At 63.8% G+C, this 17233-nt stretch carries 15 protein-coding genes; 6 read left to right on the plus strand and 9 right to left on the minus strand.

Features of this window, described 5'->3' with window-relative positions; genetic code table 11:
* Window positions 1-974 (plus strand): methyl-accepting chemotaxis protein (locus WA702_RS06140; protein ID WP_425109643.1); only part of this gene is annotated, 974 nt, incomplete at its 5' end.
* Between the two features lie 60 nt (window positions 975-1034).
* Here WA702_RS06140 and WA702_RS06145 read toward each other — a convergent pair.
* The 6 genes from WA702_RS06145 to WA702_RS06170 form a co-directional block, all read right to left on the minus strand.
* Window positions 1035-2531, minus strand: a complete 1497-nt coding sequence (locus WA702_RS06145; RefSeq protein ID WP_425109644.1) for a sugar ABC transporter ATP-binding protein — start codon at window positions 2529-2531, stop codon at window positions 1035-1037.
* Complete coding sequence (locus WA702_RS06150; RefSeq protein ID WP_425109645.1) at window positions 2528-3622, minus strand: SMP-30/gluconolactonase/LRE family protein; 1095 nt, start codon at window positions 3620-3622, stop codon at window positions 2528-2530. Before WA702_RS06150 ends, WA702_RS06145 begins: the two co-directional genes overlap by 4 nt.
* A complete protein-coding gene (locus WA702_RS06155; protein WP_425109646.1) occupies window positions 3619-5736 on the minus strand; it encodes an ABC transporter permease in 2118 nt (705 codons plus the stop codon). Before WA702_RS06155 ends, WA702_RS06150 begins: the two co-directional genes overlap by 4 nt.
* An 80-nt stretch (window positions 5737-5816) precedes the next feature.
* Window positions 5817-6833 carry a sugar ABC transporter substrate-binding protein gene (locus WA702_RS06160; protein WP_425109647.1) on the minus strand — a complete coding sequence of 339 codons (1017 nt, stop codon included), beginning with the start codon at window positions 6831-6833 and terminating at the stop codon, window positions 5817-5819.
* Window positions 6834-6859: 26 nt separating this feature from the next.
* Window positions 6860-7831 carry an ABC transporter permease gene (locus WA702_RS06165; protein ID WP_425109648.1) on the minus strand — a complete coding sequence of 324 codons (972 nt, stop codon included), beginning with the start codon at window positions 7829-7831 and terminating at the stop codon, window positions 6860-6862.
* Window positions 7828-9729 (minus strand): AMP-binding protein, encoded by a 1902-nt coding sequence (locus tag WA702_RS06170; RefSeq protein ID WP_425109649.1) that lies wholly within the window; start codon window positions 9727-9729, stop codon window positions 7828-7830. Before WA702_RS06170 ends, WA702_RS06165 begins: the two co-directional genes overlap by 4 nt.
* A gap of 262 nt (window positions 9730-9991) precedes the next feature.
* Here WA702_RS06170 and WA702_RS06175 point away from each other — a divergent pair, with 262 nt between their 5' ends.
* The 5 genes from WA702_RS06175 (at window position 9992) to WA702_RS06195 (ending at window position 14260) form a co-directional block, all read left to right on the plus strand.
* Window positions 9992-10936 carry a helix-turn-helix domain-containing protein gene (locus tag WA702_RS06175; protein ID WP_425109650.1) on the plus strand — a complete coding sequence of 315 codons (945 nt, stop codon included), beginning with the start codon at window positions 9992-9994 and terminating at the stop codon, window positions 10934-10936.
* A gap of 286 nt (window positions 10937-11222) precedes the next feature.
* On the plus strand, window positions 11223-12275 hold the full coding sequence (locus WA702_RS06180) for a methionine ABC transporter ATP-binding protein (RefSeq protein ID WP_425109651.1): 1053 nt from the start codon (window positions 11223-11225) through the stop codon (window positions 12273-12275).
* Window positions 12265-12930 (plus strand): methionine ABC transporter permease, encoded by a 666-nt coding sequence (locus WA702_RS06185; RefSeq protein WP_425109652.1) that lies wholly within the window; start codon window positions 12265-12267, stop codon window positions 12928-12930. The genes WA702_RS06180 and WA702_RS06185 overlap by 11 nt, the downstream gene beginning before the upstream one ends.
* 12 nt (window positions 12931-12942) lie before the next feature.
* The gene (locus tag WA702_RS06190) at window positions 12943-13356 is read left to right on the plus strand and encodes a DOPA 4,5-dioxygenase family protein (protein WP_425109653.1); all 414 of its coding nucleotides are present in this window, start codon (window positions 12943-12945) and stop codon (window positions 13354-13356) included.
* 124 nt (window positions 13357-13480) lie between these two features.
* Window positions 13481-14260 carry a MetQ/NlpA family ABC transporter substrate-binding protein gene (locus tag WA702_RS06195; protein ID WP_425109654.1) on the plus strand — a complete coding sequence of 260 codons (780 nt, stop codon included), beginning with the start codon at window positions 13481-13483 and terminating at the stop codon, window positions 14258-14260.
* Here WA702_RS06195 and WA702_RS06200 read toward each other — a convergent pair.
* The 3 genes from WA702_RS06200 to WA702_RS06210 form a co-directional block, all read right to left on the minus strand.
* Window positions 14232-14978: a TetR/AcrR family transcriptional regulator gene (locus WA702_RS06200; protein ID WP_425109655.1), complete on the minus strand. Its 747-nt coding sequence runs from the start codon at window positions 14976-14978 to the stop codon at window positions 14232-14234. The genes WA702_RS06195 and WA702_RS06200 overlap by 29 nt on opposite strands.
* Before the next feature lie 29 nt (window positions 14979-15007).
* Window positions 15008-16219 (minus strand): ABC transporter substrate-binding protein, encoded by a 1212-nt coding sequence (locus WA702_RS06205; protein ID WP_425109656.1) that lies wholly within the window; start codon window positions 16217-16219, stop codon window positions 15008-15010.
* Window positions 16220-16370: 151 nt separating this feature from the next.
* Entirely contained in the window at window positions 16371-17219 is an 849-nt protein-coding gene (locus WA702_RS06210) for a carbohydrate porin (RefSeq protein WP_425109657.1), read from the minus strand.
* Window positions 17220-17233: the final 14 nt, after the last annotated feature.

A 17233-nucleotide genomic window follows, 5' to 3' on the forward strand; every position in this document is an offset into this window, starting at 1 on the left:
CCCGCGTGCGCGTCGAACGCGACGACGAAATTGGCATTGCGCTGCGCAATGTGCAGGCTCTTCAGGCAAAGCCTGGATTCGACAGGGAGTCGCAGATGGATCTCGAGCAGCGCACCGGAGCGCAACGGCGCCTGGATATGCACAAACTCGCCGGTGAATTCGAAGCGGCGGTCGGCGATATCATCGGGACGGTCGCGTCCGCAGCGACAGAATTGGAGAAGGCCGCTGGTACCTTGACCGGAAACGCTGCAGCAACTCAGCGGCTTTCAACAGCTGTAGCAACGGCTTCTGAGGAAGCCTCGACAAACGTTCAGTCCGTCGCGTCTGCGAGTGAGGAGATGTCGTCTTCGGTCAGGGAGATCAGTCGTCGGGTGCAAGACTCTGCCAAGATGGCTGCGGAAGCGGTCGAGCAAGCCTGTCAAACCAACGGACGAGTGGGTGAGCTATCCAAGGCGGCGGCTCGAATCGGCGACGTGGTCGAACTGATTAACAGCATTGCTAGCCAGACCAATCTGCTGGCTCTGAATGCGACCATCGAGGCTGCTCGGGCTGGCGAAGCTGGGCGCGGCTTTGCGGTTGTCGCGTCGGAAGTGAAGGTTCTTGCCGAACAGACCGCGAAGGCCACCGACGAAATCGGGCACCAAGTGGCCGGAATCCAGCTCGCCACACAGCAATCTGTGGCTTCGATCGGCGCGATCAGTGCAACGATCACAAACCTGTCTGAGATTTCCAGCGCCGTTGCCGCGGCCGTCGAGGAGCAGGGCGCAGCAACACAGGAAATCGCCCGTAATGTTCAGCAGGCGGCCTATGGAACCCATGAAGTTTCGTCGAAGATCGCTGACGTACAGCATGGAGCGACGGAGACTGGCTCGGCTTCGTCCCAAGTTCTGTCATCGGCGCAATCGCTTTCGGTTGAGAGCAACCGTCTCAAAGCAGAAGTCAAGACGTTTTTGTCGAGAATCAGGGCAGCTTAGCGGGATGCAGCCCCAGCAGCTGTCGTGATGGACGCCCGGAGCGCTTCTCATACGCGGCGATCAATGGATCGCCGCGTACATGATCTTCTCCTCTGTCGCCTCGAGCGCGGAGAATTCTTCGACCACCTTGCCCTGTCGCGATACCAGGATGCGATCCGACAGCGCCATGATCTCCGGCAGGTAGGAGGAGATCACGACCACGGCCTTGCCCTCGTCGGCGAGCCTGTTGATCAGCTCGTGGATCTCGACAATGGCGCCGACGTCGACACCGCGCGTCGGCTCGTCAAAGATGATCAGCTCGGGATCCTGGATCAGCGACTTGGCGATGACCACCTTCTGCTGGTTGCCGCCCGAGAGCTCGACGACCTTGCTGTCGTCGCCGGTGGCGCGGACCTTGAGCCGCTCGATCCAGCTCTTGCCGGCGGCATTGCTTTCGCGTCGCGACAGCCAGGCCCGTCCGGACGGGAATTTGGCGAGCAGGCCGAGATAGATGTTGCGCGCAATCGATGCGGTCTCGAAAAAGCCTTCGACCTTGCGGTCCTCCGTCACATAGGCGATGCCGGCTTTCACGGCCGGCGCCGGTACGCGGTAGCGCACTGGCCTGTCGTTGAGCAGGATCTCGCCGCCGTGGAAGAAGTCGCGCTTCAAGACGCCGGATACGATCTTGAAGGTCTCGGTCCTGCCGGCGCCGACGAGGCCGAATACGCCGGTAATCTGGCCCGAAAATACCGAGAGCGAGTTGTTCTTGACCATCGGCGCCATCTTGAGATTCTGCACCGTCAGCACGCGCCGGCCTGCGGCGCGCAGCTTTTGCTTGCGTGCGCCGTAGAGCGTGTTGGAGAGGTCGCGCCCCACCATCGCCTGGACGATGCGCGTGCGATCGAACCTGGACGCATCGTCGGTGACGACGTGTTTGCCATCGCGCAGCACGGTAATGCGATCGGCCAGCAGCAGCGCCTCCTCGAGCGCGTGCGAAATGAAGACGATCGAGACGCCGCGCTTCTTCAGGTCGCGGACTAGATCGAAGAAATACTTCTTCTCTTCCGGCGTCAGCGATGCCGTGGGCTCGTCGAAGATGATGACCTTGGCTTGGTGCAGCACCGCGCGGGCGATCTCGACCATCTGCTTCTTGGCCGCGCCGAGTGCGCCGACCGTCGCCGTCGGTGTCACATCGAAGTTGAGCGATTGCAGGAATTGCTGGGCAGCGATGTAGATGCCGCGCAGGCGGTTATAGAATTTCTCCTGTCCCAGGAATAGGTTCTGCGCCACCGTCATGGTGGGCACCAGGCTGTTTTCCTGGAACACCATGGCGATGCCGAGCTGCCGCGCCTCCAGCGGCGTCTTCGGCGTAACCGCGACGCCGTCGACCATCATCGCGCCGGATGTCAATGCTACGACGCCGGCCATGACCTTGGTCAGGGTCGACTTGCCCGCACCGTTTTCGCCGACCAGGGCGTGAATCTCGCCGCGCCGCAGTTCGAAATCGACACCCTCGATCGCCGGCACGCCGGCGTAGAGCTTGGTGGCTTTTGACAGCGACAGGATGATCTCGCTCATGCGCCGAACTCCTCATTCAGCACCGCAAGCGGCAGCTTGAGCACGCGTCCCGGTCCCTTGGCGATCATGATAAGGTCGTCGTTGATCTCGATCGCAGCGACAATGCCATGATTGATGCCGTCGGCGCGGCTGTGCAGCGAATAGCGCGGCGAGCCGTCAGCAGCCAACCGGATGACCAGACCATAGGACCGCGGCGGCGCCCACGGCTTCATGATACCCATGGTCTTGATGTGCGCGCCCTGCAGCGGCTCCTTGAACGAGTTGCCGGAGCTGAGCCGCGGCACCACCCAATACTCAGGATCGATCTCCGCGATCATGCGGCGGCGGAACGCCGGTTCGCGCAGCACGAACTCGACGAGCTGGGTGCGGGCGATGAAGGCGGTGAGCCAGAACCCTCCACCTGAGGCCGGTGCAAGCCGTGAGGGATAGACCGGCAGGCGGCTGAGCACGATTTTGCGCGCGCCATTCGGCGAGATCGAGATGACGCGATGCCGCCAGCTTTCGCTGACCAGCATGTCCTTGCCGCTGGCGGCGGCGCCAAAGGCATAATGAAGTCCGCCGGCAAGCTGTGTCGTCGTGCCCGTCGTCGGATCGAGCCGGAACACGCGGCCGGTCTCGCCAAGCTCCATCAGGTCGCGGGCCCAGTCATTGGCATTCCGCAGCAATGAGCCGTCGGTAACGATCAACGTGCCATCAGGCGCCGGCGCGAGCGCGTTGACGGCATGGAAATCACCAGTCAACACCGATGCCGGAATTTTGGCGGAAGCGTCGTCGTAGATGCGAACCTCCGTTCCGCCGAGCGCCACGGCCAGTCTTCTGTTCGGGAGCGTCGCGAGCGCCGAGATCGGCCGCTCGAAGGTGCGGATCTCGGACGGCGCCGACCCGGTCAGGCGCAGTAGCTTCGCGCCATCGGCGACGAGCAGCGACTGGCCGTCGATCGCAAGATCCTCCGGCGCCTCGCACTGGAGCAGCGTCTCGGCCGAGGCGAGCATCTGGTTCGGCTTCAAGGCCCCGTCGAACGACGGTACGGTGATGGTCGCATCGCCGCGACCGAGAAAGCGGTTGGCGAACTCGCTGATGGAGCCGATCACGACGGCTTCCTCCAGCGCTTGTCGTACTGCACGAAGTCTGGATCGGCATTCTCCAGCTTGAAGCGGCCGATCCGGTTGTTGGCGATGCCGCCGAGATAGAGATAGCCGCGGTGCTCGCGCATCGAGGTGATCATCGGATGGTTGAGGCCCTTGAGGTCCCAGAAGGATTCCAGGATCTTGCCTTGCTCGTTGAACTTGACCACGCAGCCGGTGTTGATGTTGGGAAACAGCCATTCGTCGACCGGAACGCGCTTGGCCATGCGCCGGCGGAAGCCCGGCATCTTCCAGGCCAGATCGAGCGAGGGGCTGCGCATGCCGACCAGCGCCAGCCAGTAGTTGCCGTCGGAGGCGAGATTGATGTTGTCCGGATAGCCCGGCAAATTGTCCATCACGGTCTCGACGGCGCCTTTCTTCGGCCCGGCGAACCAGTAGCGCTTGATGGAGCAGCCGAAGGTCTCCGCGAACAGGATCGACTGGCCGTCGCTGGCGACCGCGACGCCGTTCGGGAATTTCAGCCCGCGCAGCACCGTGTGCGTCGCGCCGGTCTTGGTGTCGTAGCAGATGATGCGGCCGTTGCCGCGCGCTTCCAGCCCGTCGACCGGCCATTCGTCCATCTCGTAGCGAACCGTCGCCTCGGAAAAGAAGATCAGTCCGTCGTCGGTGATGTCGAGATCGTCCGCGAGCCGCAGCCGGCTGTCATCGTTCACCGAATACAGGCTGCGATTGGTCTCATCGGTGGCCTTCTGCACGGTGCCGGCGGGCGTGATGCGATAGAGCCCCATGCCGCCGATGCAGACATACAGATTGTCCTGCCGGTCGAACGCCATGCCGAGCGGCTGGCCGCCGATATGGGCGAACACCTCCATGCGCTCATAGTCCGGCGGAAAGAACCGGATGATATCGCCGTGGCGCGAACCGGCATAGAGCACGTCGTTGCGGTCGAGGATGACGTCCTCGGGCGCTTCGATCCGTCCAAGTCCGATCAGCGACACGTCGCGCAGCTTGTCGTTCTGCTCGAATGGCCCGCCCTTGCCGATTTCGGTCGGGGGAGGGGGCGGCAGCGCGTGATAGGTCGGGGCGACATAGACCTTGCTGATGATGCGGGTGCGGTTCTTCTGCCAGCGGATGTCGATCATCGCGGCGCCGAGCAGGATGGTCGCGAGCGCCATGCGGTTGACGCCGCCGCGCGCGTTCATCGCCGTCAGGCCGTTGGTAACCAGCAGCACGATGAGCACGCCGACCAGTGACTTGACCACCGAGCCCTTCCCGCCGCCGAGCGTGATGCCGCCGAGCACGGTGGCCGTCAGTACGATCACTTCGAGGCCGACGCCGATGTCGCCGCCGACCGTGCCGAGGCGCGCGGCGAAGAACAGCGCGCCGATGCTGGTCAGCACGCCACTCGCGACGTAGCACAGCGCAATGGTCCGCCGCACCGGGATGCCGGAATTGTAGGCCGAGCGGCGCGAGCCGCCGATCGCGGTGATGTGCCAACCGGGCCGCAGCCGCGTCAGGAAGATATGTCCGAAGATGGCGATGGCGATATAGACCAGCGCCACGCTAGGTACGCCGAGCACGTCGCCGCCGCCGATGAAATTCCAGGAAGGAATGTCGGGAAAGGCGGAGGCGATGGCGTTGGAGTAGCGCTGGATCAGAAGATCGAACGCGGAGCGGTAGATGATCAGCGTGATCAGCGTGGTGATGAAGGCGCGCAGCCTGAGATATCCGATCAGGATTCCGTTCACGGCGCCGAGCAGCCCGCCGACGATCATGGTCGCGACGATCACGGCGGGGACGGGCCAGTCCAGCACGTCGAGCAGATAGAGCGCGCAGAAATCGGTGAGGGCGAACATCGATCCGACCGACAGGTCGATGCCGCCGACGATGACGACGAGCCCCATGCCGAGGCCGATGAAGCCGATCTCGCCGGCCTGCCTTGCAGTGTCGGCGAGGCTTGCCGGAGACAGGAAGTGCTCGAGCGACCGACTGAGCGCGAAGCCGACGATCAGAAGCAGGATCACCGGAATGGCTGTTTCGGTCCATCTCTTGGACAGGATCTCGCCGAGGAGATGGTCCGGCCAGTAGCGATAGCGTAGCCGCGTCAGTGTCTCGCGCATCTGCTTCCGTCGATCTTTCCGATTGCATAGGAGCGGACGCGCGCTCCGCCGGAAGGCGGAACGCGCTCGGGTGTGGCGGACTACTTCTTCAGGTCGGAGAGATTCCAGCACGTCGTCTGGGTGTCGGCGTTCTCCTTGGTGATCGGAATCAGCGTGGTGTATTCCGCGCCCTTGACCGAGCCGGCCTTGACGCCCGATGACAGCAGCCACTTGATGGTGCCGGCCATCTGCGCCGCCTGTGTCGGCACGTCGTAGCTCATGTCGAGGTCGAACGAGCCGTTCTTCACCAGCTCGCAGGCGCCCTTGCGCTCGCCGCCGCCGGAGGTCGCGACGAACACCTTGCCGGTGAGCCCGGCTTCCTTGACCGCGGCCGCCGTGCCGATATCCATGCCGTCCCAGAAGCCGACGATGCCGCAGAGATCGGGGTTCTGTTTCAGCACCGTTTGCGTGATCGCCTTGGCCTTGGCCGCGTCCCAATCGGCCGCCTGGCTGGAGACCACCTTGATCTCGGGGTGCTTGGCGAGCACGTTCTCGACGCCCTTGAGCGTATAGGCGCTGGCGGCCGCGGACAGCGCGCCCTGGATGATGGCGATCTTGTTCGACTTGCCCTGGCAGGCCTTGACCACGCCCTCGGTCTGGCGTTCGCCGATTTCGATCCAGTTGGCACCGACGAAGGCCGAGCTGCGATAGGCCGAGCCCATGTTGATCTGGATGACGTAGATGCCTTCGTTCTCCGCGCGCTGCAGCAGCTTGGCGTAGGTCTGGACGTCTGGGTTATGGATCACCAGAACCGCCGGCTTCTCGGAGATCAGCGAGGTCACGGCCTGCGCCCCAGCATTGGTATTCCAATTGGGATCCCGCAGCTCGAACTTGACGCCGTAGGGCTCGAGCTCTTTCTTGAGGCCGGCATACCAACCCTCGGTGAGATCGAAGTTCATGGCGACCGGCACATAGGCGACGGTCTTGCCGGCCAGCGCTTCGCGGAAGGATTTTTGGAATGGCTCGTCGAGGCCCTGTTGGGCGCGCGCCGGCACCGCGGCCGCCGCGAGAGCCAATGCTGCAATAGTCCCGAGTGCAAATCGATGAGCGCGCACCATGATTTCCTCCTTGCTTGCTGTTTTGACTAAATGTCGCCTTGCTGGGCCGTTTCTTCGTTTCTTGGATTCAGGAACGTGTCGGTGATGACGGCGATCAGCAGCACCACGCCCTTGATCAAATTCTGGCCGGCATAGGGAATGTCCATGATGGTCATGCCGTTGAGCATGGTGCCGATTAGAAGCGTTCCGATGATGACGTTGACCACGCCGCCGCGGCCGCCCGACAGGCCGATGCCGCCGAGCACCACGACCAGGATGACGTCGTAGATCAAGGTCGAATTGAAGATGCGGGTCGGCATCGAATTGACGGAGGCCGCCATCACCAGACCGGCAAAGCAGCCGATCAGCGCCGCCAGCACATATTGCAGCACGATGATAGGCCGCGTGGGAATGCCGGTCACGCGCGCGGCAAACGGATTGTCGCCGACCGCGTAGATGTAGGCGCCCCAACGGGTCCGGCGCAGCAGCACGAACACCACGACGCAGGCGATCGCAAACATCACGATCGAGGTGGGAATGCCGAGGATGCTGCCTTGCCCGAGCCGCTCGAAGCCCGCCATGCCGTCGCTCCATTGCACGACGTCGAGCTGGAACAGCGCGGATTGGCCGAGCCCCGCGACAAACAGGCCGCTGGCCAGCGTGGCAAACAGCGGCGGCACTTCGGCGTAAGCAATCAGCCAGCCGTTGGCGAGGCCAATTCCGATCGACAGCAGGCCGGCAGCCAGCAGCGACACGGTGAGCGAATGCCCGTTCTGCACCATCTGCAGCACGAGGCCGCCGGGCACCGCGAGTGCGGCGATCAGCGAGAGGTCGATGCCGCGGCCGAGCACGACGATCGCCATGGCAAGACCGAGAATGCCGAGCACCGCCACGTTCTGTAGCAAGGTCAGCATATTGTCGGCGGTGAAAAAGCCGTTGAGGAAGATCGAGAACGCCAGGAACAGCGCCGCGAACACGACGAACACAATTTCCTGCTGGCTGAACCGAAAACGCTTCATCGTTTGCTCTCATCGATTTTGGCTCGAGCCAGCGCGTCCGGTGACGCGCTCTCGATCCGGTAGGTCTGCGGCAGCGTGACCAGGCTCTCGGCGAGCTGGTCCAGCAGGGCTTTGTCACTGGAGCCGATGGCGATGCGCACGACCGTGTTCAGCCGGCCGTCCTTGTCGACCTGAATATCTGCAGGAACGGCCGCGCCAAAGATGCGTTCGATCTCGGTCCGCACCTTCTCCTGAACGGCGAGGTCGCGCAGCGTCGGCTTGAAGATCTTGCCAACGGCGGTGACCGGCAGCGCATCCAGCACCACCACACGCTTGGGCCGCGCCGGCGGCTCGTTGACGTTGAGCTCGAGATGCTCGCGCAGTCCAGCGAGATCGACGGTCTGGTTCGGCGAGGGCACCACGAACAGAATCGGGACTTCACCCGCGTAGGCATCCGGCATGCCCACCGCTGAGCTCATCTGCACGCCGGGAAACGCATTGGCGACGTCCTCGATCCCTGCCGGATCGATGTTGTGTCCGCTGCGGACGATCAGATCCTTCTCACGGCCGGTGAGCACCAACCGTTGGTCTTCAGTCAGGTAGCCTACGTCGCCGGTGACGATCCAATGATCCTCGGTGAGGACGCCGCGATTATGCTTGGGATCGAGATAGCCGGGAAACACCTGCGGCCCCCAGGCCAGTACCAGACCGCTGGTCAGCGGCGGACATTCCTGCATCGTGTCCGGATCGCCGAGCGCGACGATCTTCGTCTTTGCGAACGGCGCGCGGAAGCCGACGCTGCCTTGCAGCGGCGCGCCGCGTCCCGGATTGAAGGCGATCGCGGCCGCGGTCTCCGTCATGCCGTAGGTTTCGAACAGTTTGATTCCGGTGCGGGCCTCGAAGCGCTCGCTCACCGCCTTCGGACACACGGCACCTCCGGTCAGCGCCATCCGCACGGTGCTGACATCGCAAGCCCCGATCGGCACCTCGGCCAGCGCCGCGATCGAGGTCGGCACGCCGCTGACGATGGTGGCCCGATAGCGTGCCACGGTCTGCCAATAGTCGCGAATGACTTCCGGGCTCCGCAGGCTGTAGGGCGAGGGGATGATGACATGACCGCCGGCGGCGAGGATCGACAGGCCGACTGTCATGGTGCCGCCGACGTGAAACAGCGGAAAGCCGTTGAGTGCGACATCCTGCTCGTCCAGGCCATGAACCTGCGCAAAGCCCCAGGCGGCATGGATCTGATTTCCGTGCGTCAGGCGAACCAGCTTTGGGCGGCCGGTCGTGCCCCCGGTGTGAAACAGCGCGCACACCGAATGCCGATCGTTCGACGGCGCAAAGTCGAGCGTGTCGGGCTGGCCTGCGACTGCATCGTCATAACCGGCCAGCCGGCCTGTGAGGCCTGGACTCTCTCCCACCACCAGAACCTGCAGTGCCCTGACCCGCGCAACGACGTTGCTCGCCTTGCGCCAGATCGCCGGATCGGCCGCTTCCGACGGGATCACCAGCACCGTGGCGTTCTGCGCTTCGAGCAGGTCGACGATGGTGTCTTCGTTCAGCAGATAATTGATCGAGCTTGCGACGCCGGCGACCTGGGCGCCGAGCAGCATTGGAAAGATCTGCGGCAGGATCGGGCAGAGCACCGCGACTGTCGGCCCGTCAGGTGTGATTCCATACGATCTGAACAAGTTCGCTGCGCGGGATAATTCTGCAAGCAATTGGCGATGCGTGAGGCTGACCTCGCGGGACTCGCGAGGCGCGAGCACCGTCAGCGCCGGCCGGTCCGGGTGCAGCTTGGCCGTGGCCTCGAACAGATGATGTAGATTGCGCGCCGGGATCAGGGAGTCATAAGGCGAGCGCTCCAGCGCCTCGATATCGGCAATGGATGTGACCGGTCGCGTGAACCTTGTCGTCATAGGTGAAGCTTTGCCAAAGCCCATTGCTGCTATCCCCGGAGCAGCCGTTCGCGCACGCCGGTGCCACATCGGCGCGTACGAATGCAGTCCTCCCGTTTTTAGTGTCCATAGCTCCCCGCTCCCAACGGGGCTTGCCCGGGAGCGCAAAGCTTTTGCGTCTGCGCGCAAAGTTCGCTTGCGCAGCGCAGACGGGCCTCTAGAATTTGTCCGCTTGCCGGTTGTGCAACGCGCAAGCGCCTCGCACTTGCAATAAGGGCGGTCGATGGATCTGGTGTTTACGACCGACGAGCTGGAGCCGTCCAAGCGTTACGCCGCCTGGCAGGGCGCGATCTGCGACGTCTATGTCCATGTCGACGTCAACGCCGAAAAGCGCTCCGACTATGAAGGCTTCATCCGGGAGGCGCGGTTCGGCCCGGTCACCATGACGGACGTGCTGCTCTCGGAGCAGCGGATCACGCGGCGCGAGCGGCACATCGCCAAGCTCGACAAGGATTGCTACTACGTCGAGTTCGTCCAGCAGGGCAAGGTCAACATCCTGCAGGCGGGACAGACGCTGCTGTCCAATCCCCGCGTTGGTGCAATCTTCGCGGCGTCCGAAGCCTATGACCTGGAATGCATGGGCAAGGTTCGCTCACTCTACCTGGAGATTCCACGCAAGGAATTCGCGGCGCGATTCAGCGACAGCAAGCTGCCCGTCGCCATGACGATCCCGACCGGGCGCGGTCTTGGCCGCATCGCCGCCGAATTCTCCGCCGCGATCGCGACCGAGGGATCGGCGCTCGACGAGACCGTCAGGTCGAAGCTCGGCACCGAACTGATGGACGTGCTCGCGCTGGCGCTCGACATGGGTGACAAGGACGAGCTCTCCGAGGACGCCACCGCACAGAAGGCGCGGTTGCGCTCGGTCAAGGTCTGGATCGACGAGCATCTCACCGATCCCGATCTCTCGCTGGAGAAGATCGCCAGAAGCAACGGCGTCTCGCTCCGGCATCTGCATTACCTGTTCCGGCTCACCGATGTGTCGGTGTCCGAGTGGATCCTGGATCGCCGCCTGCAGCGCTGCTACGACGTGCTAACGCGGCCGGAGCTGCGCTCGCTGTCGGTGACCGAGGTCGCCTATCAGTTGGGCTTCAGCAGCTCGTCGCATTTCAGCACGGTGTTCCGAAGGAAGTTCGGGCATAGCCCGTCGGAGCTGCGACGGCGCTGAGCAAGCGTGGGTGCCGGCGACGAGCGGATGCCGACCCATGCGGACCGGTTTTGTGCTACGGATCAGCCGCCTCGGATGATTTTTCTCTATCTGGAGGCTCACGGGAAAGCTTCGCCCATCCCGCCGCCGATATGTGAAATTGCCAGACGCCCGTTCAAGCGCGATGGTGCGGCGAATTTAGGTGCGGTGCAGCAGGACCAATTAGGATGCCCCGATGAATGCCCATCAATCTCTGGCGGTCGCGGCGCCGATAGGCCGCGCGGAACCTTTGGAGCTCGCACCCACGATGGCCGAGCCGATGGTTCGGTTCGAAGCCCTGTCCAAGGTCTATCCGGCGTATCGCGACAAGCCTAGCGTTCATGCGCTCCAGGACATCGATTTTTCGATCGCACGTGCCGCGATCACCGGCGTGATCGGGCGCTCCGGTGCGGGCAAGTCGAGCCTGGTCCGGCTGATCAACGGGCTGGAGAAGCCGACCACGGGACGCGTGATCGTCGATGGCCGTGATATCTCGGCGCTGAGCGGTCAGCCGCTCCGGCTCGCGCAGCGCGCGATCGGCATGATCTTCCAGCATTTCAATCTGTTGTCGTCGCGCACCGCCGCCGCCAATATCGCGCTGCCGCTGGAGATCGCAGGGTGGTCGAGGGCGGACATCAAGGCGCGGGTCTCCGAGCTGTTGGAGCTGGTCGGCATCGCCGACAAGCACGACCGTTACCCATCGGAGCTGTCCGGCGGACAGAAGCAGCGCATCGGCATTGCGCGTGCGCTCGCCACCCGTCCTGACGTGCTGCTGTCGGACGAGGCGACCTCGGCGCTCGATCCGCAAACCACGCGCGCGATCCTCGATCTGCTTGCCAATATCAACCGCGAGCTCGGCGTCACGATCATTCTCATCACCCACGAGATGTCAGTGGTTCGCCAGCTTGCGAAGGACGTGGTGGTGATCGACGGCGGCCGGATCGTCGAGCGCGGGCATGTCGCCGACATTTTCACCCATCCCAGGCATCCGACCACGCAGAATTTCCTGGCCGAGGCGCTGGGCGACGCGGTGCCGGTGTCGCTGGCCAGCCGACTCGACTCTCAGCCGGTGCCGAACGGCCGGGCCGTGATCCGCATCCACGTGCGCGGCACCGATACCGGCGACACCGTGGTGGCGCGGCTGGCGCGGGAGCTTGCGATCGATGTCGCGTTGCTGTCGGCGCGGATCGACGAGATCGGTGGCCAGCAGGTCGGTTCGCTGATCCTGGGCATTCCGGGCGGTGAGGCCGCGTGGCGTCAGGTTCTGTTCTATCTCGCGCAACACGATTTCGCAGCGGAGCGTCTCGGCTATGTCGCCTGAACTCGTCAACCTGATCATTCAAGCCACCGGCGAAACCCTCTATATGGTATCGGTTGCCGCGTTGGTGGCGACCTTGGTCGGCCTGCCGCTCGGGGTCTTCCTGGCCACCAGCCGCAAGGGCGAGCTGTTCGCGGCGCCCAAGGCCAACGCGACGCTGGGCGTTGTCGTCAATGCGACGCGCTCGACGCCGTTCATCATCCTGGTGGTCGCGATCATTCCGTTCACGCGCCTGATCGCAGGCACATCGATCGGCTCGTCGGCCGCGATCGTGCCATTGACGGTGGCCGCGATGCCGTTCATCGCGCGCTTGGCCGAGGGCGCGATCCGCGAGGTCGACGGCGGTTTGATCGAAACCGCGTCCTCGTTCGGCGCAAGCCCGTTGCAGATCGTGTTCAAGGTGCTGATCCCGGAGGCCTTGCCGGGCCTGCTGCTGGCGCTGACCTTGGCTGTGGTCAGCTTGCTCGGCTATTCCGCGATGGTCGGCGCGGTCGGCGGCGGCGGCCTCGGCGATCTCGGCATCCGCTACGGCTATCAGCGCTTCATGCCGGAGATGATGCTGGCCGTCGTCGTGGTCCTGATCGTGCTGGTGCAAGCAGTCCAGACTGTCGGCGACTATCTGGCGCGCCGGGTCAATCGCCGGCTGCGCCACCTCTGAGGTGATAGATCCATGACGAGGGAATGCACGCCGCATCCGCTGCGCACCATCGCGAGCTTCCATGCGCACATCTACTACGATCAGGCGACGCGCACTGAGGCGGAGCGGCTGCGTAACTGGATCGCTGAGCGTTTCACGGTAACGTTGGGACGCTGGCACGACGCACCCGTCGGACCACACGCGCAGGCGATGTACCAGGTCGCCTTCGCTGTCGAAATCTTTCCGGCGCTGGTGCCATGGCTGATGCTCAATCACAGTGGACTCAGCATCCTGGTGCACCCGAACACCACACATCCGCTGGCGGATCACACGGACCACGCGCTGTGGATCGGCAAGGCGCTCGACATCCGCGGCGATAAGCTGCCGCAGGAGAGCGAGGCGGAGCTGCCGCGGGAGCCCAACACGACACCGACGCTGAGGCCTTGACGATCAATCCGGCGATTCTGCCGCACCGGTCCGGAAGGCACCGTCACGACGCAGGATCGCGATCACCTGGGCCAGCGCGCTGGCACCTTTTGTTCATGAAGGCTTCAATCATTGGAGATTTGACATGTTGCTACGTTCGTTCGCGCTGCTATCCGTGGCTCTTGCCTGGTCGACGACAGCGTTGGCGGAGACCATCAAGATCGGCGTCACGCCAGGACCGCATGCCCAGATCCTGGAAGCGGTGAAGCCGATCGCCGCCAAGAAAGGTCTGGATATCCAGCTCGTCGAATTCTCCGACTATGTGATCCCGAACGAGGCCCTCAATGCGGGAGAGATCCAGGCCAATTCGTTTCAGAACCAGCCTTATCTCGACAATCAGAAAGCCGACCGCGGCTACAAGATCGAGTCGGTCGGCTTGACCGTCAATTTTCCGATCGGCGTTTATTCGCGCAAGCACAAGAGCTGGGCGGAGGTGCCTAGCGGCGGCACGATCTCGATTCCGAACGATCCGACCAATGGCGGCCGCGTCCTGTTGTTGCTGCAGGACAAGGGCGTGATCAAGCTGAAGGACGGCGTCGGCTACAAGCCGAAGCTCACCGACATCACGGACAATCCCAAGAAGCTGAAATTCGTCGAGATCGATGCTGCGCAGGCGCCGCGTGCGCTCGATGACGTCGACGCCGCCGCCATCAACACCAATTATGCCACCCAGGCCGGTCTCGATCCGGTCAAGGATTCGATTCTGCGCGAGGACCCGAAAGGTCCCTACGTCAACCTGATCGCCGTTCGCACCGCCGACAAGGACAAGCCCTGGGTCAAGACGCTGCTGGAGAGCTACTACTCCCCGGAGGTCAAGGAGTTCGTCCTGACCAAGTTCAAGGGCGCCGTGCTGCCGAGCTGGTGAGGGCACCACGCTTCGGCTTTCGTCGCGGCGCGGCGGTCGGGCGAGGCTTTCCTCGCCCCTTGGCCGCCTTCTTGGCTTCCATCCAGTCCTGCGCGCGCGCAAATGCGAAGCGGATCTGTCGCAATGCGCGCGCATCGTCCTGCGAGAACATCCGGTGCACGGCAGCGCCGCGCACCGCCGCGAGCAGGGCGCCGCGCATAGTGTCGATGTCGAGCTGGCTTAAGGGATAGTCGGTGAGCAGGGCGCGCCAGTAGTCGTTGCGCTTCTCGGTGATCTCGGCGATCAGGCTTTCGATCTTGGCACGAAACGCGTCGTTGCTGCGCGATCCCATCCAGATGTCGATCAGCGCGAAATAGTCCGAGCCGCCATAGACCTGCCAGTAGCGTTCCGCGATCGCCGCAATGCGCTGATCGAGCGTCTCTCGCATCGAGATCTCGGCCTCGATCTCGCCGACCAGTTCCTGCGAGACGTAGCGGACGACCTCCAGGAGCAGATCCTGGACGGTGCCGAAATGGTGCTGCAGCGCGCCGCGCGTCACCTTGGCGCGCGCGGCGATGTGGGCCGCGGTCACGCCGGCATAGCCGCGCTCGCTGACGGTATCGATCGCGGCGCGAATCAGCGCGGCGCGGGTCGCCTCGCTGCGGTCCGCCTGCCGCCGCCGCGGGGTCACCGTGCGGGCCGCATGAGGCCGATCAGGCGAAGCTGCGCGACGCGGCATGTGACGTGCTCCTGATCGTGGACCCGGCGCTATTTCACCAGCGGGCAGCCGCCGTCCTTGAGTGGCCGGAACGCCTCCTCCGCCGGAATTGTCGCCACGAGCTTGTAGAGATCCCACTCCGATTTCGATTCTTCGGGCTTCTTGACCTGGAACAGGTACATGTCGCGCATGACGCGGCCGTCGATCCGCAGCTTGCCGTTCCTGGTCATGAAGTCGTTGATCGGGATCTCGCGCATCTTGGCCATCACGGCGTCGGCGTCGCGGGTGCCCGCCGCCTGTACCGCCTTGAGATAATGCAGCGTGCCGCTATAGGCGCCGGCCTGGGTCATGCTCGGCATCCGGTGCATCTTGTCGTAGAAGCGCTTCGACCACGCCCGGGTCTCGTCATTGAGATCCCAGTAGAAGGCCGAGGTCAGCATCAGCCCTTGCGCCTCCTTCAGGCCGAGGCTGTGAATGTCACTGATAAAGGCGATCAGCGCCACAAGTTGCGTGCCGTCGCGCTGCAGCCCGAATTCGATCGACTGCTTCACCGCATTGGTCATGTCGGTGCCGCCATTGGCCACGCCGATGATCTTGGCCTTCGAGGCCTGAGCCTGCAGCAGGAATGAGGAGAAGTCCACCGTGCCGAGCGGATGCCGCACCGAGCCCAGCACCTTGCCGCCGTTGGCCTCGACCACCGCGGCGGTGTCGCGCTCGAGCGTCTTGCCGAACACGTAGTCCGCGGTGATGAAGAACCAGTCGCGGCCGCCGCGCTTGGCCACCGTGGCGCCGGTGCCGCTCGACATCGCGTAGGTGTCCCAGGTCCAGTGCGTCGAATAGGCGGTGCAGGACTTGCCGGTGATGTCGGAACTGCCGGCGCTGGTGACCTGCGCGATCTTCTTCTTGTCCTTGGCAAGATCCATGATCGCCAGCGCCATGCCGGAGGCCGGAATGTCGGTGATCATGTCGACACCGGAATCGTACCAGTTGCGGGCGATGCTGGCGGCAATGTCGGGCTTGTTCTGGCCGTCCGCGGAGACCACCGTGACCGGCTTGCCGAGCACCTTGCCGCCGAAATCCTCGATCGCCATCTTGACGGCCTCGACCGAGCCCTGGCCGCCGATATCGGCATAGACGCCGCTCATGTCCGCCATCACGCCGATCTTAACGCCGTCGGTTTCCTGCGCCGCTGAGGGGCCGGCGAGACCGGCCGCGGTCAGCAGCAGAGTCAACATCGCGCAGTAAATGGGTTTTGGTTTCATTCGATCGTCTCCCTGAATCTCTTTGTCGCGCAGCCAGGCGGCGGGCGTTTTGAGGGAGAATACATACATTCCAGAATGAATGTAAATGTGTAAACCTGCGGCAGTCGGCGCGGCTTTCCATCGTCAGCCCGCCGCGGCGATGCTTGGTGCCCTAGAATTTGAGGGTCGTGCGCAGTCCGAAGACGGCTGCATTCCTGAGCGTCTTTCCCGGCGTCGGCCCCAATGGATCCGTCGCCCCTCCGCCGGGATGGAGGACGTACTGAAAATTGGGCTGCAGGGTCCAGCCGTCCCGGATCTGGTATTGATACACGGCCGTCAGCAGGCCTTCGAAGCTGCGTGTCGGCCATGCCGGGCCGAACAGCGCCCGATAATCGGCATCGAGCGCCTGGGCGCGGTTTGAGACGTGCGCATAGCCTGCCGCAAGGCCGAACTTGTCGTCGGGCCGCTTGTCGGTGAGGCCGATCAATTCGAACCCGGCGTCGGCATAGAGGTCGATCAAATTACGGTCGGCGGGCGCGCCGGAGACGCGGGCGAAGATGCCGATGCCGCGATCGTCGCTGTTGCCGACACGATAGAGCTTCTGTTCGAAGACGGCCCATCCCCCGACGTCGCCTGCCAGCATGAGCGGGGCACCGCTGCTCGCGGAAGCCGCCAGAGAAACACCATTGCTGGCAAGTTGCAGATCGGAGAATGATCCGAAGTGGCGCCAGCCGCCGAGCTTGATCTGGCCTGCAAGGTTTGGATCGCCCTTTTTGTTGTTCCAGGCATACTGGATCTGGCCGAGCACCAGCGGCGGATCGTTGACGCGGAAGTTCACGCCATACCGGTCACGCTGCTGCGGATCGCCGGCGCCGGGACCCGCCTGGTTGCCGTCGAACACGCCGCCGAGGACGGAAAGCTGATCCGTGATGTTGACCAGCAGTCGCGTGCCCATCGCCGCCAACGGCGGCGACGGCCCGCCGCTGGGCAGGTCGAGCGACGTGATCGCCGGCCAACCCATCGAGGCGTTGGTGA

The organism is Bradyrhizobium sp. (assembly GCF_049798375.1).
GTDB lineage: Bacteria > Pseudomonadota > Alphaproteobacteria > Rhizobiales > Xanthobacteraceae > Bradyrhizobium.